This window comes from Zymomonas mobilis subsp. pomaceae ATCC 29192 (genome assembly GCF_000218875.1).
In the GTDB taxonomy this organism is placed as follows: Bacteria; Pseudomonadota; Alphaproteobacteria; order Sphingomonadales; family Sphingomonadaceae; genus Zymomonas; species Zymomonas pomaceae.
The window spans coordinates 1,377,866-1,400,855 of the sequence record NC_015709.1; the positions used below are offsets into that span (position 1 = coordinate 1,377,866).

At 43.2% G+C, this 22,990-nt stretch carries 14 protein-coding genes; 8 read left to right on the forward strand and 6 right to left on the reverse strand.

Annotation, left to right across the window (positions count from 1 at the left end):
- Positions 1-77: 77 nt before the first annotated feature.
- Complete coding sequence (locus tag ZYMOP_RS06070) at positions 78-2,414, reverse strand: ComEC/Rec2 family competence protein (RefSeq protein WP_013934471.1); 2,337 nt, start codon at positions 2,412-2,414, stop codon at positions 78-80.
- A 175-nt stretch (positions 2,415-2,589) separates the two neighbouring features.
- Between ZYMOP_RS06070 and gltX the strand changes: the two genes are divergently transcribed.
- Together gltX and ZYMOP_RS06080 are read left to right on the forward strand one after the other, a co-directional pair.
- Positions 2,590-4,035, forward strand: coding sequence for a glutamate--tRNA ligase (gene gltX, locus ZYMOP_RS06075; RefSeq protein ID WP_013934472.1), 1,446 nt, complete (start codon positions 2,590-2,592; stop codon positions 4,033-4,035).
- A gap of 150 nt (positions 4,036-4,185) precedes the next feature.
- Positions 4,186-5,490, forward strand: coding sequence for a citrate synthase (locus ZYMOP_RS06080; protein WP_013934473.1), 1,305 nt, complete (start codon positions 4,186-4,188; stop codon positions 5,488-5,490).
- A gap of 3 nt (positions 5,491-5,493) precedes the next feature.
- Here the strand turns inward: ZYMOP_RS06080 and ZYMOP_RS06085 are convergent, their stop codons facing one another.
- The 3 genes from ZYMOP_RS06085 to ZYMOP_RS06095 all read right to left on the reverse strand — a co-directional run bounded on the left by ZYMOP_RS06085 (position 5,494) and on the right by ZYMOP_RS06095 (position 9,665).
- Positions 5,494-6,981, reverse strand: a complete 1,488-nt coding sequence (locus ZYMOP_RS06085; RefSeq protein ID WP_013934474.1) for a PAS domain-containing sensor histidine kinase — start codon at positions 6,979-6,981, stop codon at positions 5,494-5,496.
- On the reverse strand, positions 6,978-8,135 hold the full coding sequence (locus ZYMOP_RS06090) for a DUF2336 domain-containing protein (protein ID WP_041582075.1): 1,158 nt from the start codon (positions 8,133-8,135) through the stop codon (positions 6,978-6,980). The genes ZYMOP_RS06085 and ZYMOP_RS06090 overlap by 4 nt, the downstream gene beginning before the upstream one ends.
- A 135-nt stretch (positions 8,136-8,270) precedes the next feature.
- Positions 8,271-9,665: a hypothetical protein gene (locus ZYMOP_RS06095; RefSeq protein ID WP_013934476.1), complete on the reverse strand. Its 1,395-nt coding sequence runs from the start codon at positions 9,663-9,665 to the stop codon at positions 8,271-8,273.
- 193 nt (positions 9,666-9,858) lie between these two features.
- Here ZYMOP_RS06095 and ZYMOP_RS06100 point away from each other — a divergent pair, with 193 nt between their 5' ends.
- The 5 genes from ZYMOP_RS06100 (at position 9,859) to ZYMOP_RS06120 (ending at position 18,384) form a co-directional block, all read left to right on the forward strand.
- Positions 9,859-12,933, forward strand: a complete 3,075-nt coding sequence (locus ZYMOP_RS06100; RefSeq protein WP_013934477.1) for a coiled-coil domain-containing protein — start codon at positions 9,859-9,861, stop codon at positions 12,931-12,933.
- Between the two features lie 21 nt (positions 12,934-12,954).
- Entirely contained in the window at positions 12,955-13,401 is a 447-nt protein-coding gene (locus ZYMOP_RS06105) for a hypothetical protein (RefSeq protein ID WP_013934478.1), read from the forward strand.
- 273 nt (positions 13,402-13,674) lie between these two features.
- On the forward strand, positions 13,675-14,856 hold the full coding sequence (locus tag ZYMOP_RS06110) for a glycosyltransferase family 4 protein (protein WP_013934479.1): 1,182 nt from the start codon (positions 13,675-13,677) through the stop codon (positions 14,854-14,856).
- 54 nt (positions 14,857-14,910) lie between these two features.
- The gene (recN, locus tag ZYMOP_RS06115) at positions 14,911-16,587 is read left to right on the forward strand and encodes a DNA repair protein RecN (RefSeq protein ID WP_013934480.1); all 1,677 of its coding nucleotides are present in this window, start codon (positions 14,911-14,913) and stop codon (positions 16,585-16,587) included.
- 111 nt (positions 16,588-16,698) lie between these two features.
- Positions 16,699-18,384 (forward strand): NAD-dependent malic enzyme, encoded by a 1,686-nt coding sequence (locus ZYMOP_RS06120; RefSeq protein WP_013934481.1) that lies wholly within the window; start codon positions 16,699-16,701, stop codon positions 18,382-18,384.
- A 113-nt stretch (positions 18,385-18,497) separates the two neighbouring features.
- On the opposite strand, the gene groL is transcribed toward ZYMOP_RS06120, so the two are convergent.
- A complete protein-coding gene (gene groL, locus ZYMOP_RS06125; protein WP_013934482.1) occupies positions 18,498-20,159 on the reverse strand; it encodes a chaperonin GroEL in 1,662 nt (553 codons plus the stop codon).
- Positions 20,160-20,300: 141 nt separating this feature from the next.
- On the reverse strand, positions 20,301-20,588 hold the full coding sequence (gene groES / locus ZYMOP_RS06130; protein WP_013934483.1) for a co-chaperone GroES: 288 nt from the start codon (positions 20,586-20,588) through the stop codon (positions 20,301-20,303).
- 457 nt (positions 20,589-21,045) lie between these two features.
- Here groES and sppA point away from each other — a divergent pair, with 457 nt between their 5' ends.
- Positions 21,046-22,929, forward strand: coding sequence for a signal peptide peptidase SppA (sppA, locus tag ZYMOP_RS06135; RefSeq protein WP_013934484.1), 1,884 nt, complete (start codon positions 21,046-21,048; stop codon positions 22,927-22,929).
- Positions 22,930-22,990: the final 61 nt, after the last annotated feature.

Consider the following 22,990-nt stretch of genomic DNA (forward strand, 5'->3'; position numbering starts at 1 on the left):
GAATAGGATATTTTCTATTTTTAACTTTTATAGGGCTATTTCAAGCTCACCACAGAAAAATTGTTCGTTGGCTAGCCTTACGATCGACAGGCCACCGGTAAAATAGACTTTATCCATGGATGTTGATCATGCCCCGATTGAGTCGTAATAATTTGGGGAAAACCCTGCTTTTTGGGAGACCAATAAAGCGCCATTCCTCCTGTTTTTATCAACATACATGGGTCAATCTTGGCTATTTTGGGATGACAACTTTCTGGTAAAATCTGGTCGCTGATAACCAGATCACTCGTTTCACATAGGGAAATAAGGGGGCTTTTTGCCTTTCCTCTTATCACTAATAAGGCGTGCCGTTGGTCATCTGTTTTGACTATGCAGGGGCTTTTTTGACAAGCACTCTCGTGAAAAGGGGGGCTTTGTTGTGCCTTTTCAAAACCGAGTATAGTAGCCGCCTGATCTTGATTATACGGATTATTCTTAGCCCATATAAAACGATAAGAAAGAGGACGCGGATTTGTTTTAAAGACGATAGTTTCGCCATCGCGGTTAATCAATACATCTGGTCTAGGGGTAAAAATAACTATCATCAGCCCCAATAATAATAAGGCTATACCCCATAGCCGCCAACGACTTTTCCAAAGCCCCAACCATAACCACCCCATCATCAATAATAGGCATGTGCTCGCTTGCATCATAGGCAGCATGATGCCTGCCATCGGTAAAGCGGCTACATAGTGGGCAATTACCAATAAGAAATGAATACCATAAGCGGTTATCCACCAAAAAGGAGCGGAACAACCGATGACATCCGTTGCCAAGGCTGCGGCTTCTGCCGGTATGATGATGAAGGTTGTCAGGGGAATGGCAAGGATATTGGCAATTGCTCCATAAAGGCCAGATTGGTGAAAATGATAAATCGTAATAGGCGCAACTACGGCTTCAACAACAGCCCCACTTAATAAAATTTCACCCGCTATCAGGGCTATTTTTTTTAACCAACCGACTTCGTAATGCTCGAATAATCTTTTAACCTCGGGTGCTTCTGCAAAGGCAATAACGGTGGTAACCGCCGCAAAGCTTAATTGAAAACTAGGGGATAAAACACTTTCAGGGCGAAAAATCATAATAATCATGGCGGCGGCCGCGACTAAACGTAACGAAAACGCCCTTCTGCCAAGGGCAATTCCCCATAAAATAAGGGCTGCCGTCAACATGGAACGTACGGTGGGAATCTCACATCCGGCAATAAAGGTATAAATTAATCCTATGAAGGCGCCGTTGATGGCAGCTATCAACCGTAAAGGATAATGTAAGGCCAGATAAGGGAACAGCGCTAACAAGCGAATAGAAATAAAGATTACCGCGCCGATAACGACTGCAATATGCATACCGCCCACTGATAACAGATGAGTCAGCCCTGCTTTTCGCATCGCTATATTGTCGCTATCGCTGATAGATCCGACATCATTGGTCACAAAGGCCGCGGCAATCGGGCCAGATTCTGCGCCTGTTTTTTGAATAATATGGCGGGTTAATTGTTGGTGGATTGCCGCCATTTTTAGAAAAAAAGAAGACGGATCAGCTGTCTTTACAAGGCGGGGTTGCTCTAAAGCATGGCCTGTCGCCACAATATTTTGAAAATAGGCCACTTCAGCATAATCATATCCCGAAGGCAAGGATGCCGGCATCGGGCGTTCTAATTTGGCCTTTACGCTTATAAAGGCTCCTGCTTCCAATCCAGCTCCATTATAACGGTCGCTAACTGATAATCGTATTAATAAAGGATGGGCTGGTTTCTGAATACGTGATTTTTTACTGTCTGTTTCTAATTTTTCATCGCCTAATTCTAAATTATCCTTATCCTGTTGCTTATCCTGTTGCTCAAAATTTTCGAATGCGGTGTCTGACTTTCGATGAGTTTTCCTGTGATTTTGACAGTGATTTTCTATTTCATCGCGATCTACCGCCATCAACAATCGTAATCGGTTTCTTGCCGGTTGTTGTTGGCTTTGTTGGATTTGTCCGTAAATCACGCAAACGCCCCAATTTAGGGGACTCTCCCGTGGGACATCATAGGCGCGAAACCCGATATTTATGAGACCCCCTATAGCCGCTATTGCTGCTATCATAAGCGCGTTGGCAACTCTCGCTTTTTCCCTAAAAGGCAGCATCGCGAGGATCAAAGCACCCAATAAGCATCCGCTTGCCAACCAGCCATCAAGAGAGGGTATCGTAAACCACAAAAGGATGCCTGCACCAAAAGCAATGGGCAGCCATAACGCGATTTGATCCCGTTCTTTTTCTAATTGTTCTTCTAACCAATTTAAGGGTGCACGCACAAAAACAGCATATCCCTCGGCATCTTTTTTGATTTTCCATTTTTCAAAATCGGAAAACAGATGCCTAAAAAAATTCATTGCTTTTGATATCCACCGTCAAAATGCCTATAGGAACGCATTATGTGAAAAGAAAGATTGATGCCGATATTGCCGTTAATGCTCTAAATGCTTTAGGCACAATCGATATTTAAACTTTCTTCTTTTATTAGACCCGCTATTCAAAAGCTGATTTTTCAGTTCAGGAGTAAGGCGCATGAGCGCAAGCCCAGCCAAGAACCCGTCCTTTGTTACCCGCTTTGCACCGTCCCCAACCGGCTTTCTACATATCGGTGGCGCTCGGACTGCCCTTTTTAACTGGCTCTTTGCGCGTCACAATGGCGGCCAGTTTCAGCTAAGAATTGAAGATACTGATCGCGTTCGTTCCACCAAAGAAGCCATTGACGCTATTATCGACGGAATGCGCTGGCTTGGCCTCGATTGGGATGGTGAAATTACCTATCAATTCGAGCGTGCGGCGCGTCATGCAGAAGTCGCACAGGCTTTGTTAGCCGCCGGTAAAGCCTATAAGTGCTTTGCGACCGCAGAAGAACTGGAGGCGATGCGCGCCGAACAGCGGGCCAAAAAGCAGCCACAACGCTATGATGGCCGCTGGCGTGACCGAGACCCATCCGAAGCACCCGCAGGAACGCCTTATGTCGTGCGTTTGAAAGCCGAGCAGGAAGGCGAAACAACCTTGCATGATTTGGTGCAAGGCACGGTGACGGTTAAAAATGCCGAACTCGACGACATGGTCCTTTTACGTTCAGACGGCACGCCTACTTATATGTTAGCGGTTGTGGTTGATGACCATGATATGGGGGTCAATCACGTCATCCGTGGTGATGATCATCTTAATAATACTTTCCGGCAATTGGGTATTATTCGAGCTATGAACTGGGATGCGCCTAAATATGCGCATATTCCGCTGATTCATGGTCCCGATGGTGCCAAGCTTTCCAAACGTCATGGCGCTTTAGGGGTAGAAGCCTATCGAGATGATTTCGGTTATCTTCCAGAAGCCATTGATAATTATCTGCTCCGATTAGGCTGGGGGCATGGTGATGATGAAATAATCAGCCGCGAACAGGCCATTGAATGGTTTGATCTTAGTGCCGTTGGCCGTTCGCCTTCCCGTTTTGACTTTAAAAAACTGGAAAATATCAACGGTCATTATATCCGCGAGGCGGATGATAAGCGTTTAACGGAGCTGGTTATCCCTCGGGTCGAAAAATCTATTGGCCATGCACTTTCAGCAGATCAAAAAGCTCTGATTTTACAGGCAATGCCTTTCTTAAAACCGCGCGCCAAAAATCTGAACGAATTGGCCGAAGGCACGCTCTTTTTGTTTGAACAGCGTCCTTTAACACTGGAAGAAAAGGCAGCCAAACAACTGGCTAGTACCAGTGGCAGTTTATTAGCGATCTTACGTAAAAATTTGGGTGATCTGAAAGATTGGGATGTAGAGAGTCTGGAAAAGGCTTTGCATGAAGTTGCTGAACAGGCTGATCTTAAAATGGGTAAAGTGGCCCAGCCTTTGCGGGCGGCTTTGACAGGAAGAACGGTTTCTCCGGGCATCTTCGATGTTATGAGCTTATTAGGGCGCGAGGAAAGCCTTGCCCGTCTGGATGATCAACTTTCTTTATCACCAGCGCATAGTTAAAAAATGCACCCATAGAGGGGTAATCTCTTCCTGTAATAATTTAACAGGAGGAGATTGCTTTGACGGTATTTAGTAAATCTGTTTCTCTGGTTCTGTTTTTGAAGTTAATCAGAAGAAGGAAAGAGGAATAGAGAACAGGATAAATTAAGTATGGATAACGAGATAAAGGGTCAGCTTGATGAAGCCATTTTCGGTTTAAACAGTAAAGATTATCGCTTTCCGATTCGACATAGTACAGCAGGCGCTTGCGGCATTGATGTCCGTAAACTGCATAGCGAAAGTGGTGTTCTGAACTATGACCCTGGCTTTCTTTCTACGGCTAGCTGTCAGTCAAAAATTACCTATGTCGATGGCGAAAATGGCCTTTTGCTTTATCGCGGTTATCCTATTGAACAACTCGCTGAAAAATCCAGCTTCTCAGAAGTAGCCTATCTGCTTCTTCATGGTGAATTACCTAAACCAGAAGAATTTCGGTCTTTTTCGGATATTATTACCCATCACACGATGGTGAATGAACAGCTTTCTGCCTTTTTTCGTGGTTTTCGTCGTGATGCTCATCCCATGGCCGTGCTTTGTGGCGTAGTCGGAGCGTTATCTGCTTTTTATCCTGATGCTATCCATATCCACGATCCACAGGAAAGAATGAACTCCTGTCATCGCTTGTTAGCAAAATTACCCACGATTGCGGCCATGGCTTATAAATATTCTGTCGGCCAGCCCTTCGTTTATCCTGATAATTCGTTAAGTTATGTCGGTAATTTTCTCCGAATGACTTTTAGTATTCCGGCAGAACCTTATATTGTTGACCCTCTCGTTGAATCGGCTCTCAATAAAATTTTTATTTTGCATGCCGATCACGAACAAAATGCCTCAACTTCTACGGTTCGTCTTGCTGGATCTTCGGGCGCTAATCCTTATGCCTGTATTGCTGCGGGTATTGCCTGTTTATGGGGGCCAGCCCATGGGGGCGCTAATGAAGCAACCCTAGCTATGCTTAAGGAAATCGGTACACCTAAAAATATTCCGCATTTTATTGAACGGGCTAAAAATCGCGATGATCCTTTTCGTCTTATGGGATTTGGTCATCGTGTTTATAAAAATTATGATCCGCGTGCCCGTGTTTTAGCGAAAACTGCCGCCGCTATTATCGAAAGAACGGGAGCTGATGATCCTATTTTCGAGACAGCCCGCGAATTAGAGCAAATTGCCCGTAATGACTCTTATTTTATTGAGCGGCAGCTTTATCCTAATGTCGATTTTTATTCAGGTTTGATTCTTTCAGCAATTGGTTTTCCAACCTCGATGTTTACAGCCTTATTTGCCTTAGCGCGTACGGCTGGATGGATTGCCCAGTGGAATGAAATGATTACTGATCCTGAACAGAAAATCGGTCGTCCTCGTCAAATTTATACCGGAACAACGCAGCGGGACTATGTGGATTTAGATCAACGATAAAAATTATAAAGCCGGTAACATTAAGGTAAATCGCGCGCCCTGTCCGGGCGCGCTGTCAACCGTAATATCCCCTTGCATTGAATGCGCTAACTGTCTGGAAATGAAAAGACCAAGACCGGTTCCGCTGCCCTCGTCTGGATTAACCCGCTCGAATTTATTAAAAATACGCTGCTGATTTTCGGGGGCAATACCTCTGCCTTGATCCGCAATAATGAGATAAGCTTGTTTCTGATCTTGTTCGACCCTTATCCAGACACTCGCGCCTTCAGGTGAATAGCGTAAAGCATTACTAATAAGATTAAGCAAAATTTGCATTACCCGCTGCGGATCGGCATAGGCCATAACTTTTTCCCCAGATTTAGGGGCATCCATTTTTACATTCTGAGCATGGATTTTCCAACCTTGGAGTGCGATAGCTTGTTGTGCGATTTCTGCAAGATCAACCGGTTGACTATCAATACGAAAACCTGAACTTTCTATTTCTTGAAGATCTGCCAAATCGTCAATAAGCATCATTAAATGCTGGCCAGCTGCTGCAATATCCATCGCGTAATGGACATAATCTTTTCGTAAGGGGCCTTCTATGCGAGAAGATATATGTTCTGCATTTTCAATAATTCGATGTAAGGGGGGCTTGAAACTACGATCAATTCTATCCGGCAAGGCAAGGGATATACGCTGAGAAGAAATGTCATTCTTTTTATTATTATCCTCAGCGAGTGTTATAATACCCTCAAAACCGATAAATTTTTCAGAAGCATCAAAAACTGGCTGTCCAGAAAGCCATATTTTAGGTTTTTTACCATTAACAAGAGAGGGCTGGGCACAAAAATTGTGATGTTCTGCCAAGGCTTCCATAATAGGAAATCGGCCTTCAGCATCCGTTTCTAAAGTAAATAGCCGAGCAAATGGACGATGCAGGTAAAGATCGGGATCAAGGCCCGTCATAGCTTCTAAGGCAGGCGGAAAATAAGTCAGGTTTAAATGGGCATCCGCCTGCCATTGCCAGCGAGCGGTTTCATCATCAAAATTTTCTGAATTGTCCCTATCCAATAAAGGTTCTTTACTCTCTACTGGAACGTCTTCTTGCCTCACTGAAATAGGTTTTTTAGCTAAACTTATGGCGTGATCAATTCTATTATCAGCTATTTTTGAATCTTCTGTTGAAGATATTTCCTGAGCCCATCCCGTTATTTCTAATAGAATACTCCCATCCGCTTTGGGTATAGCTTCTACCCATAAATCTTGTTTTTTATTGATATCGACCAAAAGAATGCGGCGAGAAATCCTAGTTTGTAATCTTCTCGCTAAATGTATAATTCTATTTAAAGGTGCGCAGGCTAAGGGTGCATTTTTTTCACCGCCATTATGAGCATGCAACGCTGCAATCAGATTATCTGCTTTGATTAAGTGGTCTTCACTGTCCAGGATAGCGACTGCTTTTTGTTTATCTGAAGAGACGGAAGGGTTGAGCGTTGCATTTATTTTCATGAAAGATAATCCTGCTCAAAAAATTCTGTTTCTTCACATTTATCCATATTTTTTTTTCGCATATTGCTAACGCTATGCCCAATATCGCTGATAGCACAGCGATAATATTCATCTAAACGCCATAAGGTTAGTGCTTTATCGGCTTCTGGCTGAGTTAAGGTATCAAAGGCATCAATACGATTAGTAAGCTGATAATCATTCAGATTGTGGTTCGTAAGCTGAAGTGCCAGGGTAATCGCTTCATGACGTGCCATCCCAATTGCTCGTAATAATAATAAAAGGGGACTACCATCACCATCTAAAACCATATCCCACGCACAGGATTGATTGATACCCGCTCGGACAGCAAGGGCCGCTACCATTAAGGCGATATGGCCATCAAAAGCCGCTTTAACAATGAAACCATCAGTAAGACGTCGATAGTCCCAAAGCGAACGTGCCAATTTTATAGCGCGGGAATCAAGCGTATCACCTTCATCATAACAGGATAAAGCTTGATTAACGGCCAATGCTAGCACCTCATCAGCCTTATTTTCGGAAATTCGATAATCTAAAAGTGTAGAGCGTAGGCACGCAGCGACCCACCATAGCAAACGATATTGTAGTTCAGCGGGTAAATCAGTACGAGCAAACACCGGATCTTCCAAGTGATCCAACCGACGACTTTCTGCGATAAGTAAAGCCATCGCTGAAAGAGCAATATCTGGTGTAGTCTGACTGATTAAATCATCTACAATATCTTTTTCAGAGGAGTCTGATTTTTTATGACTGATAAATTCGTTTCTTAAACGACTTTCGCTTATGCGACGTATGAGAACAGCAGCAAAATGCTGATCTCGCAATAGAGCACTTTTAAAAATACAATTTAAAGACAGTTGATTAGTAGGATCATTAAGAAGCAAAATAAGCGAAATAGGGGCAAAATCTTCAATTAACGGTGTAAGGCGTAGACGAATTTCATTTTCAGTCGCCATAACCAAACGTTCAAGAAGAAGAATAGCGCGATTACGTTCAGTCTCAGTCAAACGCAGCGAACTCGGTATAAATAAATCTATACAAAGCTGTTCTTTTCTCTCTTCATCCTGTTTTAGGGCTTCTTTGACATACTCTATAAGGGATGTCTTAGAATTATTAGAATATGCTTTTGCTGCCATAATGCCAACCATAAAGGATGGCCGTTAACGATAGGTAATCATCGCCAGCCAAAAATGAAATATTCTTTCTGCATAGTTTGTCAGAAAGCTTTGAATCACTAAAAATAGTTTTAGGGCCGAATACCTAAAATTCAGTTAAGGCATTTTTTTTGAAAAAAGATGGGCTTTTTGTAAAGTTTTCTGAAAGCGTTGAAGCGCGGCTGCATAATTCAAAATGGAAAGACCTGTCAGAAAAGACAAACCACCAAGCCAGAAAGATAAAGAATAATGCGACATCAAGGCAAAAGGAAACATAATCCATATCATATAATCAAAATGAAGATAATAACGTCCTTTATAGCCGGTTGCAAAGCGTCGACTATGCTTTGCTTCCTGATCGGCTGCAATTGTAGTAATAATAATAAGAGTTCCTAAGGGGAAAATACCCCATCCCATTTCTTTGCTGACAGGATAGCTACTTAAAATTAGCGCAAATGCGGCTAAAATTATACGCGTATGGCAAATTTGTTTTTTCTGTTTTCTTCTTCCAGCTCTCAATTGAATTTCATTCAAACGATTACCCGCATGTTCTGCAAGACCCGCTAGCATCATTAAAAAGACTGTAAAAGAAAGCCATCCTAAAAAAGCCGTTGGTAAGGAGAGACCCGCTAAAATAAAAACGGATAAAGATAGCCATAAACCGGCTTTTTTATAGCGAGCTAGTCTAGGTAGACTAAGCTTTTCTAATAAAGGAAAGAGATAAATATTAAAGATATTCTGGTTTTTTTTAGGGGCTGTCCCCAACAAAAGCATATAGCTTATTTGGTCAGGTACGGCCTTATCCGTAATTTTCAGAACAAATGTTTGGGCATCATTTTTTGTTATGACCTCTTTTACCGAGGTTTCGCCTAGAATACGGTTGCAATCAGTTTGTACGGATTGACGCATAAGCGTCGAAATAAGATCCCAGTCATCGGGAATTGTATTAACTTTAGTCAGGTTTTCTCCATCAATTAAAGCTAAACCACCCCATTTTTCAGAAGCAGCTATGCGTTCAAAACCCTGAGCCGAGGGTTCATCTTTGACTGACAGAATAGCTGGTGGAGACGCTAGCAACATCGATTTTATTAAAGCTGCGGAAGGAAGGCAGCCTTCTTCAATTAATAAGACATGTTGATGGGTAGAAAAAGTAGTTGCGACTTCTTGATGACTATGTGCCAGTGTTAAGTGAATGCCGTTTCGACGAAGTTGATCGACAATCGACATAAAACGAAAATTAAAACCATTCTGATTTTCTAAAACAGAATTATTGTTTTCATCAAAATTGAAGAAAGAATCTTCTATCCAGAGGATGATATGATCCACACCGGCTTCTCTTACTAGATGAATCTGATATTCTACCAAAGTCATACCGGCAACGGGAAACAGCGCTAAATTTGTCTCATCAGACTGCTGTGTCTGACGACCGACTCCGATCAACACACCGGGGGCTAAAGCTTTATTATCCTGGTCTTGATATTGTTGCGTCGTTTGCTTTTTACTAAGGCTCACTATTTTATCACCAGGACTAAGTATATTAATCTAAAATTTAAGAAATAAATCTCAAACCGCAACGCTTGAAAATAGTTTTCTCTTCATAAATGAATGAATCTATTTCAAAAAAAACGTTTTTCATCCTTTAAGCACTAATCATAGAGACATAAGGGGCTATTCGCCCCAATTTAAAATTGATAATGTCTGGTCTATGGCAATAGGGGTTGATGGCGCAGCAAGACTGCGGGAAATTTATCGGCGGCAGCAACAGCTAGCTGAATTAGCTGGTATTGAAACACAAGAAACAAATACACCAGAAAGCGAGGGCGGAAAAGAAAAACCGAGACCGCAAGTGCCACCTCCATCGCCTTCACTATCCTCATCAGCGGCGACTCCACCCTTACAGCAAACGGCACTTACCGTAACAAAGGCAAAGAGTCTGGTGCCTACCTTAGTTCTGGCTGCTTTAGGTCTTATTATAGCGGCTGGTGTATTTACAGCTATTGAAATGGGTAGTGTTACCTTAGCCAATGCCCAATATTTTTTACCTCTTATTAGTGGTCCCTTATCCTTTATTGGTATTCTTTATCTTATTCTACGTCCTCTTAGTCAGCGAGAAGCTCATCGTTTCAGTCGGGCTGTAGCTTCTATCCGTAAAGAAACCCTCGCATTGGATGAAATTGTTACACAGCTGAGTGCTCGGGTAGAAAGTAATCAGCAAGCTTTAGCGTTACAAGCTGACCAGCTTTTAAAGGTAGGAGAGCAATCTTCAGAACGCTTGGCTGATATTGGCATGAATATGCGCGCTGAAGCCGTTGGCTTACAAAGACATACTGATCGTCTTACTGAAGCAACGGAAACAGCCCGTGAAAGTCTGGGGCCGCTTCTAGATGCTTTACCGGAAGCCCGTAAGCAAACAGAAGAACTGACCGCTATCTTGAATAAAGCCAATAATGAAGCCGAGCATCAATCAGCTGTTTTGGCTACACATTTGCAAACGCTTTCTGAGCTGGGACAAAAAACAGAAAATACGACTCTTGCCGCTGCGGAACGCTTGACTAAGGAAATTGAGCATCTTGATCAAATTCAAAAAGAGATTGATGCGCGCTTAGAAACAAGTGCCTCTGCTGTTGCTCAGTTCGGGGATAAAGTTGCTAATCTGATAGCTGATAAGATGCAGATTGCGGATACCCATATTGCTAAAATGGCCGATCATTTGGATGAACGGATAAGAGTTAGTCGGACAGCCCTTGATGAATTAGCGGGCCATCTTTCTTTTAATATGACAGCGCGTTTAGGGGAGGTAAATGAATATGCTACCCGTATAGCCGATAACCTTGAAACGCATCTTCAAACAAGTCAGACTGCTATTGTAAGTTTTAATACCCAGATATCTCATGATTTTCATCAAACACTGCAAGCCATTGAACGGCAGACAAAACAGTTATCAGAGCACCTAAAATCTTCTATAGATAATAGTGAGCAGAATTTTAGACATTTAAGCGAGCAGGTTTCTACAGATTTTGAAACCAAACTAGAAAAGGTAAATGGCCGCACTATAGAAATCAGCCAAGTACTTGAAAAAGCAGTGGATTCCCACCATCAAGCTTTTGATCTTTTGGGAAGTTCAATTAATTCTGATCTTACACAGCGTTTAGCTTCAGTTCGTAACCAGAGTAAAGAAATTGTAGATTTCTTTGAAAATCATCTAAAAAGCAGTCAGGAAAATCTGACTAATTTAGGGGATAACTTTGCTGAACAATTGACGGGTCAATTTAATATTATTCAAAATGATCTATCGCATCTCTCTGGAACTATGCAAGCGCAACAGTTAAATGCTCAATCGTTAATTCAGAATTGGAAAAAAGAGTTTACTGAAGCCCTTTCTGATCAACAAACAGATGTCACTGAGCATCTCAATACTGTCTATGCGCATCTGGCTGAACGCCATCAGCAGGTTGAATCTCTCTTTACTCATATCAACGCATTAGCTGATCAAGCTGATACCCGTTTTATCTCCCTTAGGGAGGATACAGATACACGCCTTAAGACACTTGATGAAGGTCTTGGTCATTTATCAGATCAGATAAAAGAAACAGGTGCAATGTTGATGAATAGCGACTGGGGGCTTTCAAAACTGGCCGAAAGAGCGCGTGGTTTTTCCGAACATATTACTGTAGCAGTGCAAGATATCGATGTTCGTTTACCAGCGGCTTTAACCCGCATTACCGAACAATTCGGAGAAAACAATCACGCCGCTGATACACTTTTCCCTAAAATCACAGGTATGGAAAATCAAGCAGCCAAGATGGAGGACATCCTAGCCCAAGCAAGCAAAGGACTTACTCATCAAAGAGATATTTTGAACCAGTTAACCGAAAAAACCGACAGGGGGTTTGAGCAGAAACAACAGCAAATCCGTGAATTCATAAAGGAAGTTGATGCTAGCAATGCCCTTCATCATGAGGCTTTCGATAAGTTAGTAAGCGATGCTAATGCTCAACTGGGTGGATTTATTCAAAAATTAGGCCAATTGAGCGATCTGATGGCGAATATTCAGACGCAAAATCATAGCTTGGTCAGTAAAGCGACGCCGGCACTTAAGGCCGAAATAGAAAATGTTCAAAATTTAATCACGCAAACGCGTCAAGAAGAAAAAACGCTGCTTGCTTCGCTCGGCACAGAATTGGGTGAATCGCTTCAGAAACAGGTTACCGGTGCGGTGGATAAGGCTCTAGTTGAAAAGATTAGAAGTAGCCTATCTTCTGTTGATGAAGTCGCTGAGAAAAGCGTTGAATCGGCCCGTAAAGCAACTGAGCGTTTAATGCAGCAGATGTTGACTATTACTAATATTACAGCGGGTATTGAAAAACGTATTACCGAAGCGAAAGAAAAAATCGAAAACCATGACGAACGGCATTTTACACGACATGTTGCGTGGTTAATTGATGCGCTTCGATCAAAGGCTATCGATATTACACGTATTATGTCAGCTGATGTAAGCGATGCCGCTTGGGCTTCTTACCTAAAAGGGGATCGGGGCGTCTTTTCTCGTCGTGCTGTTCGTCTGCTAGATAGCGGCGAAACAAAAATTATTGCCCGTGAGTATGAAAAAAATGATTCCTTTCGAGAGCATGTAAATCGCTATATTCATGATTTTGAAGCCATGTTGCGGCGCGTTATCAATAATCGGGATGGTACCTCATTTAGTGTGGCTTTGATGTCTTCTGATGTTGGTAAACTTTACACAGCTTTGTCCCAGGCCGTAGAAAAATACCGCCAATAATAAAAATGGAAGCAGAAATCGATGCGTAAAGTAAAGATTTTGATAGCAACGGCTACAATGACATCTTGGCTTTTTATCGCTGTGCCTTTGTCTCAACTTAAGGCTACGCCTGTACCCGCATCGCTTGCCTATAGCCAACGCTTGCAACAGCTGCCGGAGATACAAAGATACGCTGTTTTACGGGGGGCTTTAAATGATTCTGGATTTTTATGTCGTCGGGTTAACTATGCCTCTCCAACGGAAGGCGGTTACGATAATTTAGCTATGTGGAGTGTGCGCTGTCAAAATGAGAAAGACTTTCAGGATTATGCGGTATTTCTTGGGCCTGATGGATCGGCACAAGTCCGTTCCTGTAAAGATACGGCCAGCCTAAAACTACCGATCTGTCATCTTCCCGCCTTACTGCCAAAGGAAAAATCTAGTATTCCACAACCTGTAAAAAAAACTTTATCTAAAAGCGCTTCATAATTCATGAGCTCGTCTATTGCTCTGCTACTTCTCTGATAAAAATTACCACAGTGATCAAAATTGCAATAGGTTCACTATAAAGCAGGCAATCATGGGATTGTGACAGGTCTGATTCCTGCTATAGGCCATAATAAACCTAATCTATTTGGATAATTCCGATTTTTTGCTGAGATATTATTTGTCCAGTGATAAAATTGCTTATGTAAGGACATATTACTTGCATAAAATCTCTAAAATTAGCGCCTTTTGCGCACAGTTTTTCTAAAGCCGTCTATGGATATCCGTAATTTACGCCTAGCCTTATTTACAGGTAATTATAACTATGTCCGCGACGGGGCTAATCAGGCTCTCAATCGTCTTGTTCGCTATTTGATGCAACAAGGCGCCTCGGTTCGTATTTATTCTCCACGCAGTGAGACACCTGCTTTTCCCGCTGTTGGGAAAGTGATTGCCGTTCCGGCTATTCCTTTTCCCGGACGGAGTGAATACTGTATACCTATTGCCTTAACATCTCGTGTTAGACGCGATATTAAAGACTTTGCACCTAATATTATCCATATTGCGAGTCCGGAATATCTGGGGCATCGCGCTGTTTCATTGGCTAGAAAGTGGAATTTGCCCGCAGTTGCCTCGGTGCATACCCGCTTTGAAACTTATCCTCGTTACTATGGTATGCCTTTTTTAGAGCCCGTCATAGAAGCTATTCTTCGGCGACTTTACCGGCGTTGCGATGCTATTTTTGCGCCTTCAGAATCTATGGCACAGGTACTTCGAGATCAACGTATGAGCTATGATGTCAGAATTTGGTCTCGAGGTGTTGATCGTCAACTCTTTTCACCCAAAGCACGAGATATGAATTTTCGTCGGGATTTTGGGATAAATGATCATGAAGTCGTTATAGGTTTTGTTGGTCGGTTGGTGATGGAAAAAGGCTTGGATGTTTTTTCCGATACAATTGACGAATTGATCCGAAGACAGATAGCCCATCGCGTAATGATTATTGGTGATGGCCCTGCACGGGGATGGTTCGAGCGTCGATTACCTCAGGCTATTTTTGCTGGTTTTCATACAGGTAAAGCGCTTGCGCGCGCCGTGGCTTCAACCGACCTTCTCTTTAATCCTTCGGTGACTGAAACCTTTGGTAATGTAACCTTGGAAGCGATGGCAACCGGTCGGCCTGTGGTCGCCGCTCAGGCAACTGGAAGTGAAAGTTTAATCGAAGATCCCCTGATGGGGCGTCTTATCCGTCCCGGTGCGATTAAAGATTTTGCCGATGCTCTACAGGATTATTGCGAAAATAAAAATTTACGTGAAGAAACAGGTTACCGAGGGTATGAAATGAGTGACCGTTACGGCTGGGATAATGTTAACCAAGTGCTTGCAGATAGTTATCTCAGTATTATTCAGGCGAGAATGCAAAGTGGTTATCCACCTCGATTGCGACCGCGTTCATAATAAGTTTTCTGTTCGGGATGCATCGAACAGAAAAATACTTTAGATGAAGATGCTATGCTAATTTCGCTCAGCATTCGTGATATTGTGCTCATTGATGCACTCGACCTTGATTTCCATGCTGGTCTTGGTGTTCTCACTGGCGAAACAGGGGCTGGTAAGTCGATTCTGCTCGATGCTTTAGGGTTAGCTCTAGGCGTTCGTGCTGATAGTAGTTTGGTTCGGCCAGAAGCAGCGCAGGGTATCGTCAGTACCTGTTTTTCACTTTCTAAAGGGCATCCTCTTTATGCCTATCTGCAAGAAAGTGGTCTTAGAATAGAAACAGATGAAATTCTGATTATTCGACGAGTTATTAAAGCCGATGGGGGAAGCCGTGCTTTTCTTAATGATCAGCCTATCTCTGTTACCTTATTGCGGGAAATTGCTGGCTATTTGATTGAAGTCCACGGTCAACATGATGAAAGAGGCCTACTGAATCCACGCAGTCATCGCCTTTTATTGGATGAGTTTGGCCATATTGATAGTATGCCGACGTCACAAGCCTATATTTACTGGAGAGCAACGGAAAAGGCATTAGCTACTGCTCAAAAACTAAAAGAAGAACGCGAACAGGATCGTGACTGGCTAGAACATGCTGTTCATGAACTTTTAGCTTTTGCTCCCCAGAATGGGGAAGAAGCTGCTCTTGCCGAGGAGCGTACTACCTTACAAAAAGGGGCAAGGCTTATTGAAGATATGGAGGCGATTGGCCAATGGCTTGATAGCACAGAGGGGGCTATCGCTTTGTTACGTCAGGCAGGACGCCGTCTAGGCCGGATTGCTTTTGAACATCCTGTCTTGGGGGAAGCGCTTGAGTCTATCGATAAAGCTTTGAATGAAGCCGGAGAGGCCAGTGAAAAGCTTGGTCATACGGCTATGATGCTCGATGGCGATCCTTTAAGATTAGACGGGATTGAAACACGCTTGTTTGATTTAAGGGCTTTAGCGCGAAAGCATCGCGTCGCACCGGATGAATTATCCTCCTTTACGATAGAATTAAAAGATAAACTCGATCAGATAGAAGCCGGTGAACAAGGCGTTCTTGCTTTATCAGCAGAAAATGATGCTGCCCGTCTAGCCTATGAACAATCAGCTGAAGCTTTGTCTCAGGCACGCTTATCCGCCGCAAAACGTTTCGATCAAGCGGTAATGGCTGAATTACCACCGCTTAAAATGGAAGCTGCACGATTCAAGACAAAAATTGAAAAATTGGAATCTTCTCAATGGAGCGCAGAGGGTTTTGATCGTGTGGAGTTTACTATTTCTACTAATCCCGGTGCTGATTTTTCTCCTTTAATGAAAATTGCAAGCGGGGGAGAGTTATCCCGTTTTATGCTGGCTTTAAAAGTAGTCTTAGCTGGAGAAGAAGGAACGACTACGATTATTTTTGATGAAATAGATCAGGGTGTTGGTGGGGCCGTCGCCAGTGCTATTGGAGAAAGACTAGCGCGTTTATCTAAAAAGGCACAATTGCTGGTTATTACCCATAGCCCGCAAGTAGCTGCACGGGCAGATCAACATTGGCTTATTCGTAAACATCACGGTCGTCCTTCTAAAACAAAAGTTTTCGCTACGCGTACAGAAGTAAAACCCCTCGATAAGGATGAACGCCTCGAAGAAATTGCCCGCATGCTTTCAGGCACTGAAGTGACAGATGAAGCGCGCGCACAAGCCAGCCGATTATTAGGCCCCTAGCATTTCTATATTTTGTTGAGCATCGCTATTCGGTTAATTTTGAAAAAGATTAACTCGAACAGCTTATATCAGTTCGGCGATCAATTTTATTTTTTTATAAAAGAGCAGGTTATGTCATTAAAAAATAATACGCCGTTATCGGTTAAAGATAGAAGTATAACGCTTCTTCATAATCCCCTTTTAAATAAGGGAACGGCTTTCTCCCAAGAAGAAAGAAATATCTTTCAATTAAATGCTTTGCTTCCGCATACTGTTGAAACCATAGAACAGCAGAGCAAGCGCTGTTACCAGCAATATAAAGAACAAAAAACTGACATAGAGCGTTATCTTTTTTTACGCGCTTTACAGGATGAAAACGAGACGTTGTTTTTTCATCTTGCTGCTGCTCATATTACTGAAATGATGCCCATTCTTTATACGCCAACAGTGGGCAGCGCCTGTCAAAATTATTCTCATCTTTACCGTGCAGATCGGGGCTTATTTATAGCTTATCCTGATCGTGATAAAATGGACGATCTTCTAACGCAAACTACCCAAAAAAATATAAAGATTATTGTCGTTACGGATGGCGAACGGATTCTTGGGTTAGGCGATCTAGGGATCGGAGGAATGGGTATCCCTATCGGAAAGCTGGCGCTTTACACAGCTTGTGGCGGTATTGATCCTGCTACCGTATTGCCGGTCGTATTAGATGTGGGCACTAATAATAAAGAACTCTTAAATGATCCGCTTTATATGGGGTGGCATCATGAACGTATAACAGGTGATGCCTATTATGATTTTGTAGATCAGTTTGTTCAATCTGTTATGCGGCAATGGCCAGAAGTTTTTCTACATTTTGAAGATTTCACGCAAAAAAATGCACTTCCATTGCTTAGTAAATATCGAGATCAATATTGCTGTTTTAACGATGATATTCAAGGAACGGCAGCAGTCGCTTTAGGCACACTTTATTCAGCCTGCAAAGTGCGTAATACCCATATCAAAGATCAGCATATTGTTTTTCTGGGCGCGGGCTCTGCTGGCTGTGGTATCGCCGAGCAAATTGTGGCCGCTATGAAGGCGGAAGGGTTAGAGGATAGAACCGCTCGTGGCCAGATTTATATGGTCGATCGGAACGGTCTTGTAACCGATGATATGGAAGACCTTCCTGATTTCCAGAAAAAATTAGCACAGCCGCATGACAAGCTAGGTAACTGGAAAAAATCTGAAAAAGGTTTTTCTCTGTTAGAGGTTATTAATCACAGTAAGGCCACTATCCTTATAGGGGTTTCTGGACAAAAAGGTCTTTTTACAGAAGAGGTTATTAAGACTCTCGGGGCACATTGCGATACGCCTTTGGTTATGCCTTTATCCAATCCGACTTCTCATGTCGAAGCCGTCCCAGAAGATATTCTTAAATGGACAGAGGGAAAGGCGTTAGTCGCAACCGGCAGTCCTTTTAAGCCGGTAGATATAAATGGTACCATCATTCCCATTGCTCAGTGCAACAACGCGTATATTTTTCCAGGTATCGGTCTTGGTGTATTAGCGGCAAAAGCTACCCGCGTTACCGATAGCATGATGATGGCGGCTGCCCATGCCTTAGCTGATTGCTCTCCTGCGGCTGACAATGGGAAGGGCGCTATTTTACCTTCTTTTGATGACATCGAATCCGTTAGCCTTAAAATTGCTATGGCTGTTGCGAAAACTGCAATTCAAGACAAGGTTGCTCCAGATGAAAGCGACGCTGCCCTTTTAGAACGAATTAAAGATTATTATTGGCGGCCAGAATACCTGCCTTATAAAGCTGACTGATAGGTTACTGCTTACAGTTCGATCATAAAAAAGTCCCCGTTATAACTATAACGGGGACTTTTGGGGTGGGTAGTCGGTAAGAGCCGACCACCAGAGTGAAAAAAGCGTAAGACTTAGAAGTCCATACCGCCCATGCCACCCATACCGCCCATGCCACCCATACCGCCTGGCATGGCTGGGGCTGCGGATTTATCTTCTGGTAAATCACCCACTGCGGCTTCAGTGGTGATAAGAAGACCGGCTACAGAAGCTGCATCCTGAAGAGCCGTACGGACGACCTTGGTAGGATCGATCACGCCAGCAGCAGCCAGATCTTCATAGGTTTCAGTCTGAGCATTGAAACCGATTTTGTCATTGTTGCCATCAATAAGCTTACCGGCAACAACGGCACCATCAAACCCTGCATTCTGTGCAATCTGACGAACCGGTGCTTGCAAAGCGCGACGAACGATATCAATACCGCGTTGCTGATCGTCATTAATGCCGTTCAAGCCATCAAGCGCTTTGGTCGAGTAAAGAAGAGCCGTTCCACCACCGGGAACAATACCTTCCTGAACGGCGGCACGCGTTGCATGTAAAGCATCATCAACACGGTCTTTACGTTCTTTAACTTCAATTTCAGTTGCACCACCCACTTTAATGACGGCCACACCGCCAGCAAGTTTAGCAACACGTTCTTGAAGTTTTTCACGATCATAATCGGAAGAGGTGGCTTCGATCTGGGCACGGATCGCTTCGACACGATCTTTAATAGCAGACTGATCACCAGCGCCATCAACGATAGTGGTATTTTCTTTGGTAATGGACACGCGCTTGGCAGAACCCAGCATATTCAGCGTGACATTTTCAAGCTTGATACCCAAATCTTCAGAAATCAGCTCACCCTTGGTCAGGATGGCAATATCTTCCAGCATGGCTTTACGACGATCACCAAAGCCCGGAGCCTTAACCGCTGCGACCTTCAGACCACCGCGTAATTTGTTAACAACGAGGGTTGCCAAAGCTTCACCTTCGATGTCTTCAGCAATGATCAAAAGCGGACGACCAGACTGAACGACGGCTTCTAAAATCGGCAGGATAGACTGAAGATTAGAAAGCTTCTTCTCGTAGATCAGGATGTAAGGATCAGCGAGTTCCGTCACCATTTTTTCTGGATTGGTGATGAAATAAGGGGATAGGTATCCACGATCGAACTGCATGCCTTCAACGACATCCAATTCAAAATCGAGACCCTTGGCTTCTTCAACGGTGATGACGCCTTCTTTACCGACCTTTTCCATCGCTTCAGCGATTTTACGGCCGACTTCTTCGTCACCATTGGCTGAAATAATACCAACCTGAGCAACTTCATTAGAATCAGCAACCGGCTTGGAACGAGCGCGGAGACTTTCAACAATTTTAGACGCTGCGAGATCAATACCGCGCTTCAAATCCATAGGATTCATACCAGCTGCGACAGATTTCATGCCTTCGCGGACAATGGCCTGAGCTAGAACCGTTGCTGTGGTTGTACCGTCACCAGCAAGGTCATTCGTTTTAGAAGCGACTTCGCGTAGCATCTGGGCGCCCATATTTTCGAACTTATCTTTCAGTTCGATTTCTTTTGCGACCGAAACACCATCTTTGGTAATACGGGGTGCACCAAAGGCTTTATCGAGAACGACATTACGACCCTTTGGGCCAAGCGTTACCTTAACTGCATCAGCAAGGATATCGACACCGCGCATAATACGTTCACGTGCATCACGTGAAAATTTGACATCTTTTGCAGCCATTGAAATTTCTCCAGCTTTTTGAGTGTCTTCTTTTTAAAGCAGATTTTTCAAATTAAATTTTGGAAATCTACCTCATTGAGAAGACTATTTTTCATCAGACTACTTTTAGTCTGATAGCTTCGATTTTAAGGGCTTTAATTCTTAGCTAACGATACCAAGAATATCGCTTTCTTTCATGATCAAAAGGTCTTCACCATCGACACGGACTTCTGTGCCTGACCATTTGCCAAAAAGAATGCGATCACCGGGTTTAACATCCAGCGGAAGCAATTTGCCTTCTTCACTGTGCGTACCGGTTCCAGCCGCAATGACTTCGCCTTCTTGTGGCTTTTCCTGTGCGGTATCTGGAATGATAATACCACCAGCTGTTTTTTCTTCTGCCTTAACGCGACGGACTAAAACACGATCATGTAGCGGACGAAAATTCATATCTTCACCTTTTCCCTTCCCTAAAGTAGGGGAAATTCTTTCTGGCACTCTCCCCTATGAAGTGCCAATGCTCACCATATGGGGTAGTTTTTTTTAGCGTCAAGCAGCCCAGAAAAAAATTTTGAAAAAATTATTACTCTTGCCCATCTATCTCGGGATTTTAGTCTATACTAAACGAATGTCCGTTTCATTTCAGTTTCTGAAATGTAGATATTCCTTCTCTACAAAACTAGCACATAAGGCTTAATTTCTGGGGCTTATAAGGAAAAGCAAAGTCTTTGCCTTGATTTCCTATCTTTTGTCAAAAATAGTTAAAGCTTTCTTTTGCTTTATAATATGGCATCTATAGTCTCATTATCAAGCTTGACTCTTTTAAGACCCTCAGGCTGAACATAGCGTGCAAGGCTGAATTTAAGGATCCCCGACATTGAAATTATTGCGGCTATTTTGGAAAATTATGGTTGGCATCAAAGACGTTCTAGTCTTGATGTTGCTGCTTCTATTCTTCGGGGCTCTTTTTATCGGGCTAAGTTTATCCAGCAAGAATGCAGGCTTATCAAATAATCTAAGCGGTACAGCCTCGGGGGATGGGGGCGCCTTGTTAGTCGATATGTCTGGCACACTTGTCGAAAAATCGGATGGCGCAAGCCTTCTTGATATGGTTCAAAGCAGCGATGATCAAGGCGACATCCTTTTGAGAGATATTGTCTATGGTTTAGAACAAGCTTCAAAAAATGCTAAAATAAAAGCGGTTGTGCTTGATCTTTCCAATTTTTCAGGGGGAGGACGGGCTGCTTTAGCAAATGTTAGCGCGGCCCTTGATAAAGTAAGGGCTTCTGGAAAACCTGTTTTAGCCTTTGCTGGTTTCTATAACGATGCCCGTTATCGATTGGCCGCTCATAGCAGTGAAATCTGGCTTCCTGCCTTAGGAGAAGTCGCTCTATTAGGGCCGGGTGGTAATCAGCTTTATTATAAAAATCTGCTGGATAAATTAGGGATTGAAACTAAAATTTATCGTGTAGGACGTTTTAAATCCTTTGTTGAACCTTTTACCCGCACAGATCAGTCCCCTGATGCCAAGGCCGCTAATCAATCTTTAGTTGATTCTCTGTGGCAGACGACACTTCAAGATATTACGCATGCACGCCCTAAAGCCCACATAACGGAATGGGCTAATAATCCGACCAGCTTTTTAAAACCCAATCACAGCTATGCGGAGTTGGCGCAATCAGCGGGTCTTATTGATCATGTCGGTAATGCGATTGAATTTGGTAATCATGTCGCTGACCTTGTTGGAAAGGATAAATTGCCGGGTAGCTTTAAAGCGATTTCCCTTTCTTCCTTTGTTGATGCCAATCCCCCTTCTTCGGCGGGAAGTTCTATAGGTATAGTAACGGTTGCTGGCGAGATTGTAGATAATGCTACCCGTTCAGGTCAAGTCAGCGGTGCCACTATTTCCTCTCTTATTTTGAAAGCCTTGGCTAAGGGTGATTTAAAAGCCCTTGTTGTACGGGTAGATTCTCCCGGGGGATCTGTCTCTGCCGCAGAGCAGATGCGTTCGGCTATTCTTACGGCTAAGACAAGAGGGCTTCCTGTTGTTATCTCTATGGGGTCAGTGGCTGCTTCTGGAGGTTATTGGATATCAACACCAGGTGATATAATTTTCGCTGATCCTTCAACTGTCACAGGGTCAATCGGCGTTTTTTCGCTTATTCCGACTTTCCAACATACTCTTACTAAAATTGGTCTTTCTGCGGATGGTGTAAAAACCACACCTCTATCTGGTCAGCCAGATGTCTTTCACGGCACGGCGCCCGCCTTCGATCAGCTTATGCAATTTGGTGTAGATACGGTTTATGACCGCTTTACAAAAATTGTTGCCGCTTCTCGTCATCTTTCTTTAGAGCGGGTTCACGAAATTGCTGAAGGCCGCGTATGGTCAGGCGTGGACGCTAAACGTATTGGTCTTATTGATCGTTACGGTTCCCTGCAAGATGCGGTTTTAGAAGCCGCCAAACGGGCCCATCTGGATCCGGCACGCACCCATATGCAATTTATTGATGAAGAGCCTTCTTTTGTCGAAATGCTATTCCGCAATGTTTTTCAACATAAATCTTCAGATGCACAGATGATGGCTCAAAATCCTGATATGGATGCACTTAGCCATCTAGCTGGTAACACTGAAGATAAGATTGCCTTGGCTATTACGGGTTTAAGAAGTATTTCTAAGGCTTCTACAATGCAGGCGCGTTGTCTTGAATGTAGTATAGAGGCTAAACCGACATTAGAAGATCGCAAAATAGCTAATAATTTGATTACGAAGGCAGCTTTATTGCCTTAAACATTGAATAATATAAAAATTTTTAAAAGGTAGGATACTATATCCTACCTTTTTTATTAGG

Bases quoted from the DNA above. Each gene is read 5' to 3' on its own strand.
- ZYMOP_RS06080 (WP_013934473.1), top strand. From the start codon at position 4,186: ATGGATAACGAGATAAAGGGTCAGCTTGATGAAGCCATTTTCGGTTTA.
- recN (WP_013934480.1), top strand. From the start codon at position 14,911: ATGCTAATTTCGCTCAGCATTCGTGATATTGTGCTCATTGATGCACTC.
- ZYMOP_RS06070 (WP_013934471.1), bottom strand. From the start codon at position 2,414: ATGAATTTTTTTAGGCATCTGTTTTCCGATTTTGAAAAATGGAAAATC.
- ZYMOP_RS06100 (WP_013934477.1), top strand. From the start codon at position 9,859: ATGGCAATAGGGGTTGATGGCGCAGCAAGACTGCGGGAAATTTATCGG.
- ZYMOP_RS06105 (WP_013934478.1), top strand. From the start codon at position 12,955: ATGCGTAAAGTAAAGATTTTGATAGCAACGGCTACAATGACATCTTGG.
- gltX (WP_013934472.1), top strand. From the start codon at position 2,590: ATGAGCGCAAGCCCAGCCAAGAACCCGTCCTTTGTTACCCGCTTTGCA.
- ZYMOP_RS06085 (WP_013934474.1), bottom strand. From the start codon at position 6,981: ATGAAAATAAATGCAACGCTCAACCCTTCCGTCTCTTCAGATAAACAA.
- groL (WP_013934482.1), bottom strand. From the start codon at position 20,159: ATGGCTGCAAAAGATGTCAAATTTTCACGTGATGCACGTGAACGTATT.
- ZYMOP_RS06110 (WP_013934479.1), top strand. From the start codon at position 13,675: ATGGATATCCGTAATTTACGCCTAGCCTTATTTACAGGTAATTATAAC.
- sppA (WP_013934484.1), top strand. From the start codon at position 21,046: ATGGTTGGCATCAAAGACGTTCTAGTCTTGATGTTGCTGCTTCTATTC.
- ZYMOP_RS06090 (WP_041582075.1), bottom strand. From the start codon at position 8,135: ATGGCAGCAAAAGCATATTCTAATAATTCTAAGACATCCCTTATAGAG.
- groES (WP_013934483.1), bottom strand. From the start codon at position 20,588: ATGAATTTTCGTCCGCTACATGATCGTGTTTTAGTCCGTCGCGTTAAG.
- ZYMOP_RS06120 (WP_013934481.1), top strand. From the start codon at position 16,699: ATGTCATTAAAAAATAATACGCCGTTATCGGTTAAAGATAGAAGTATA.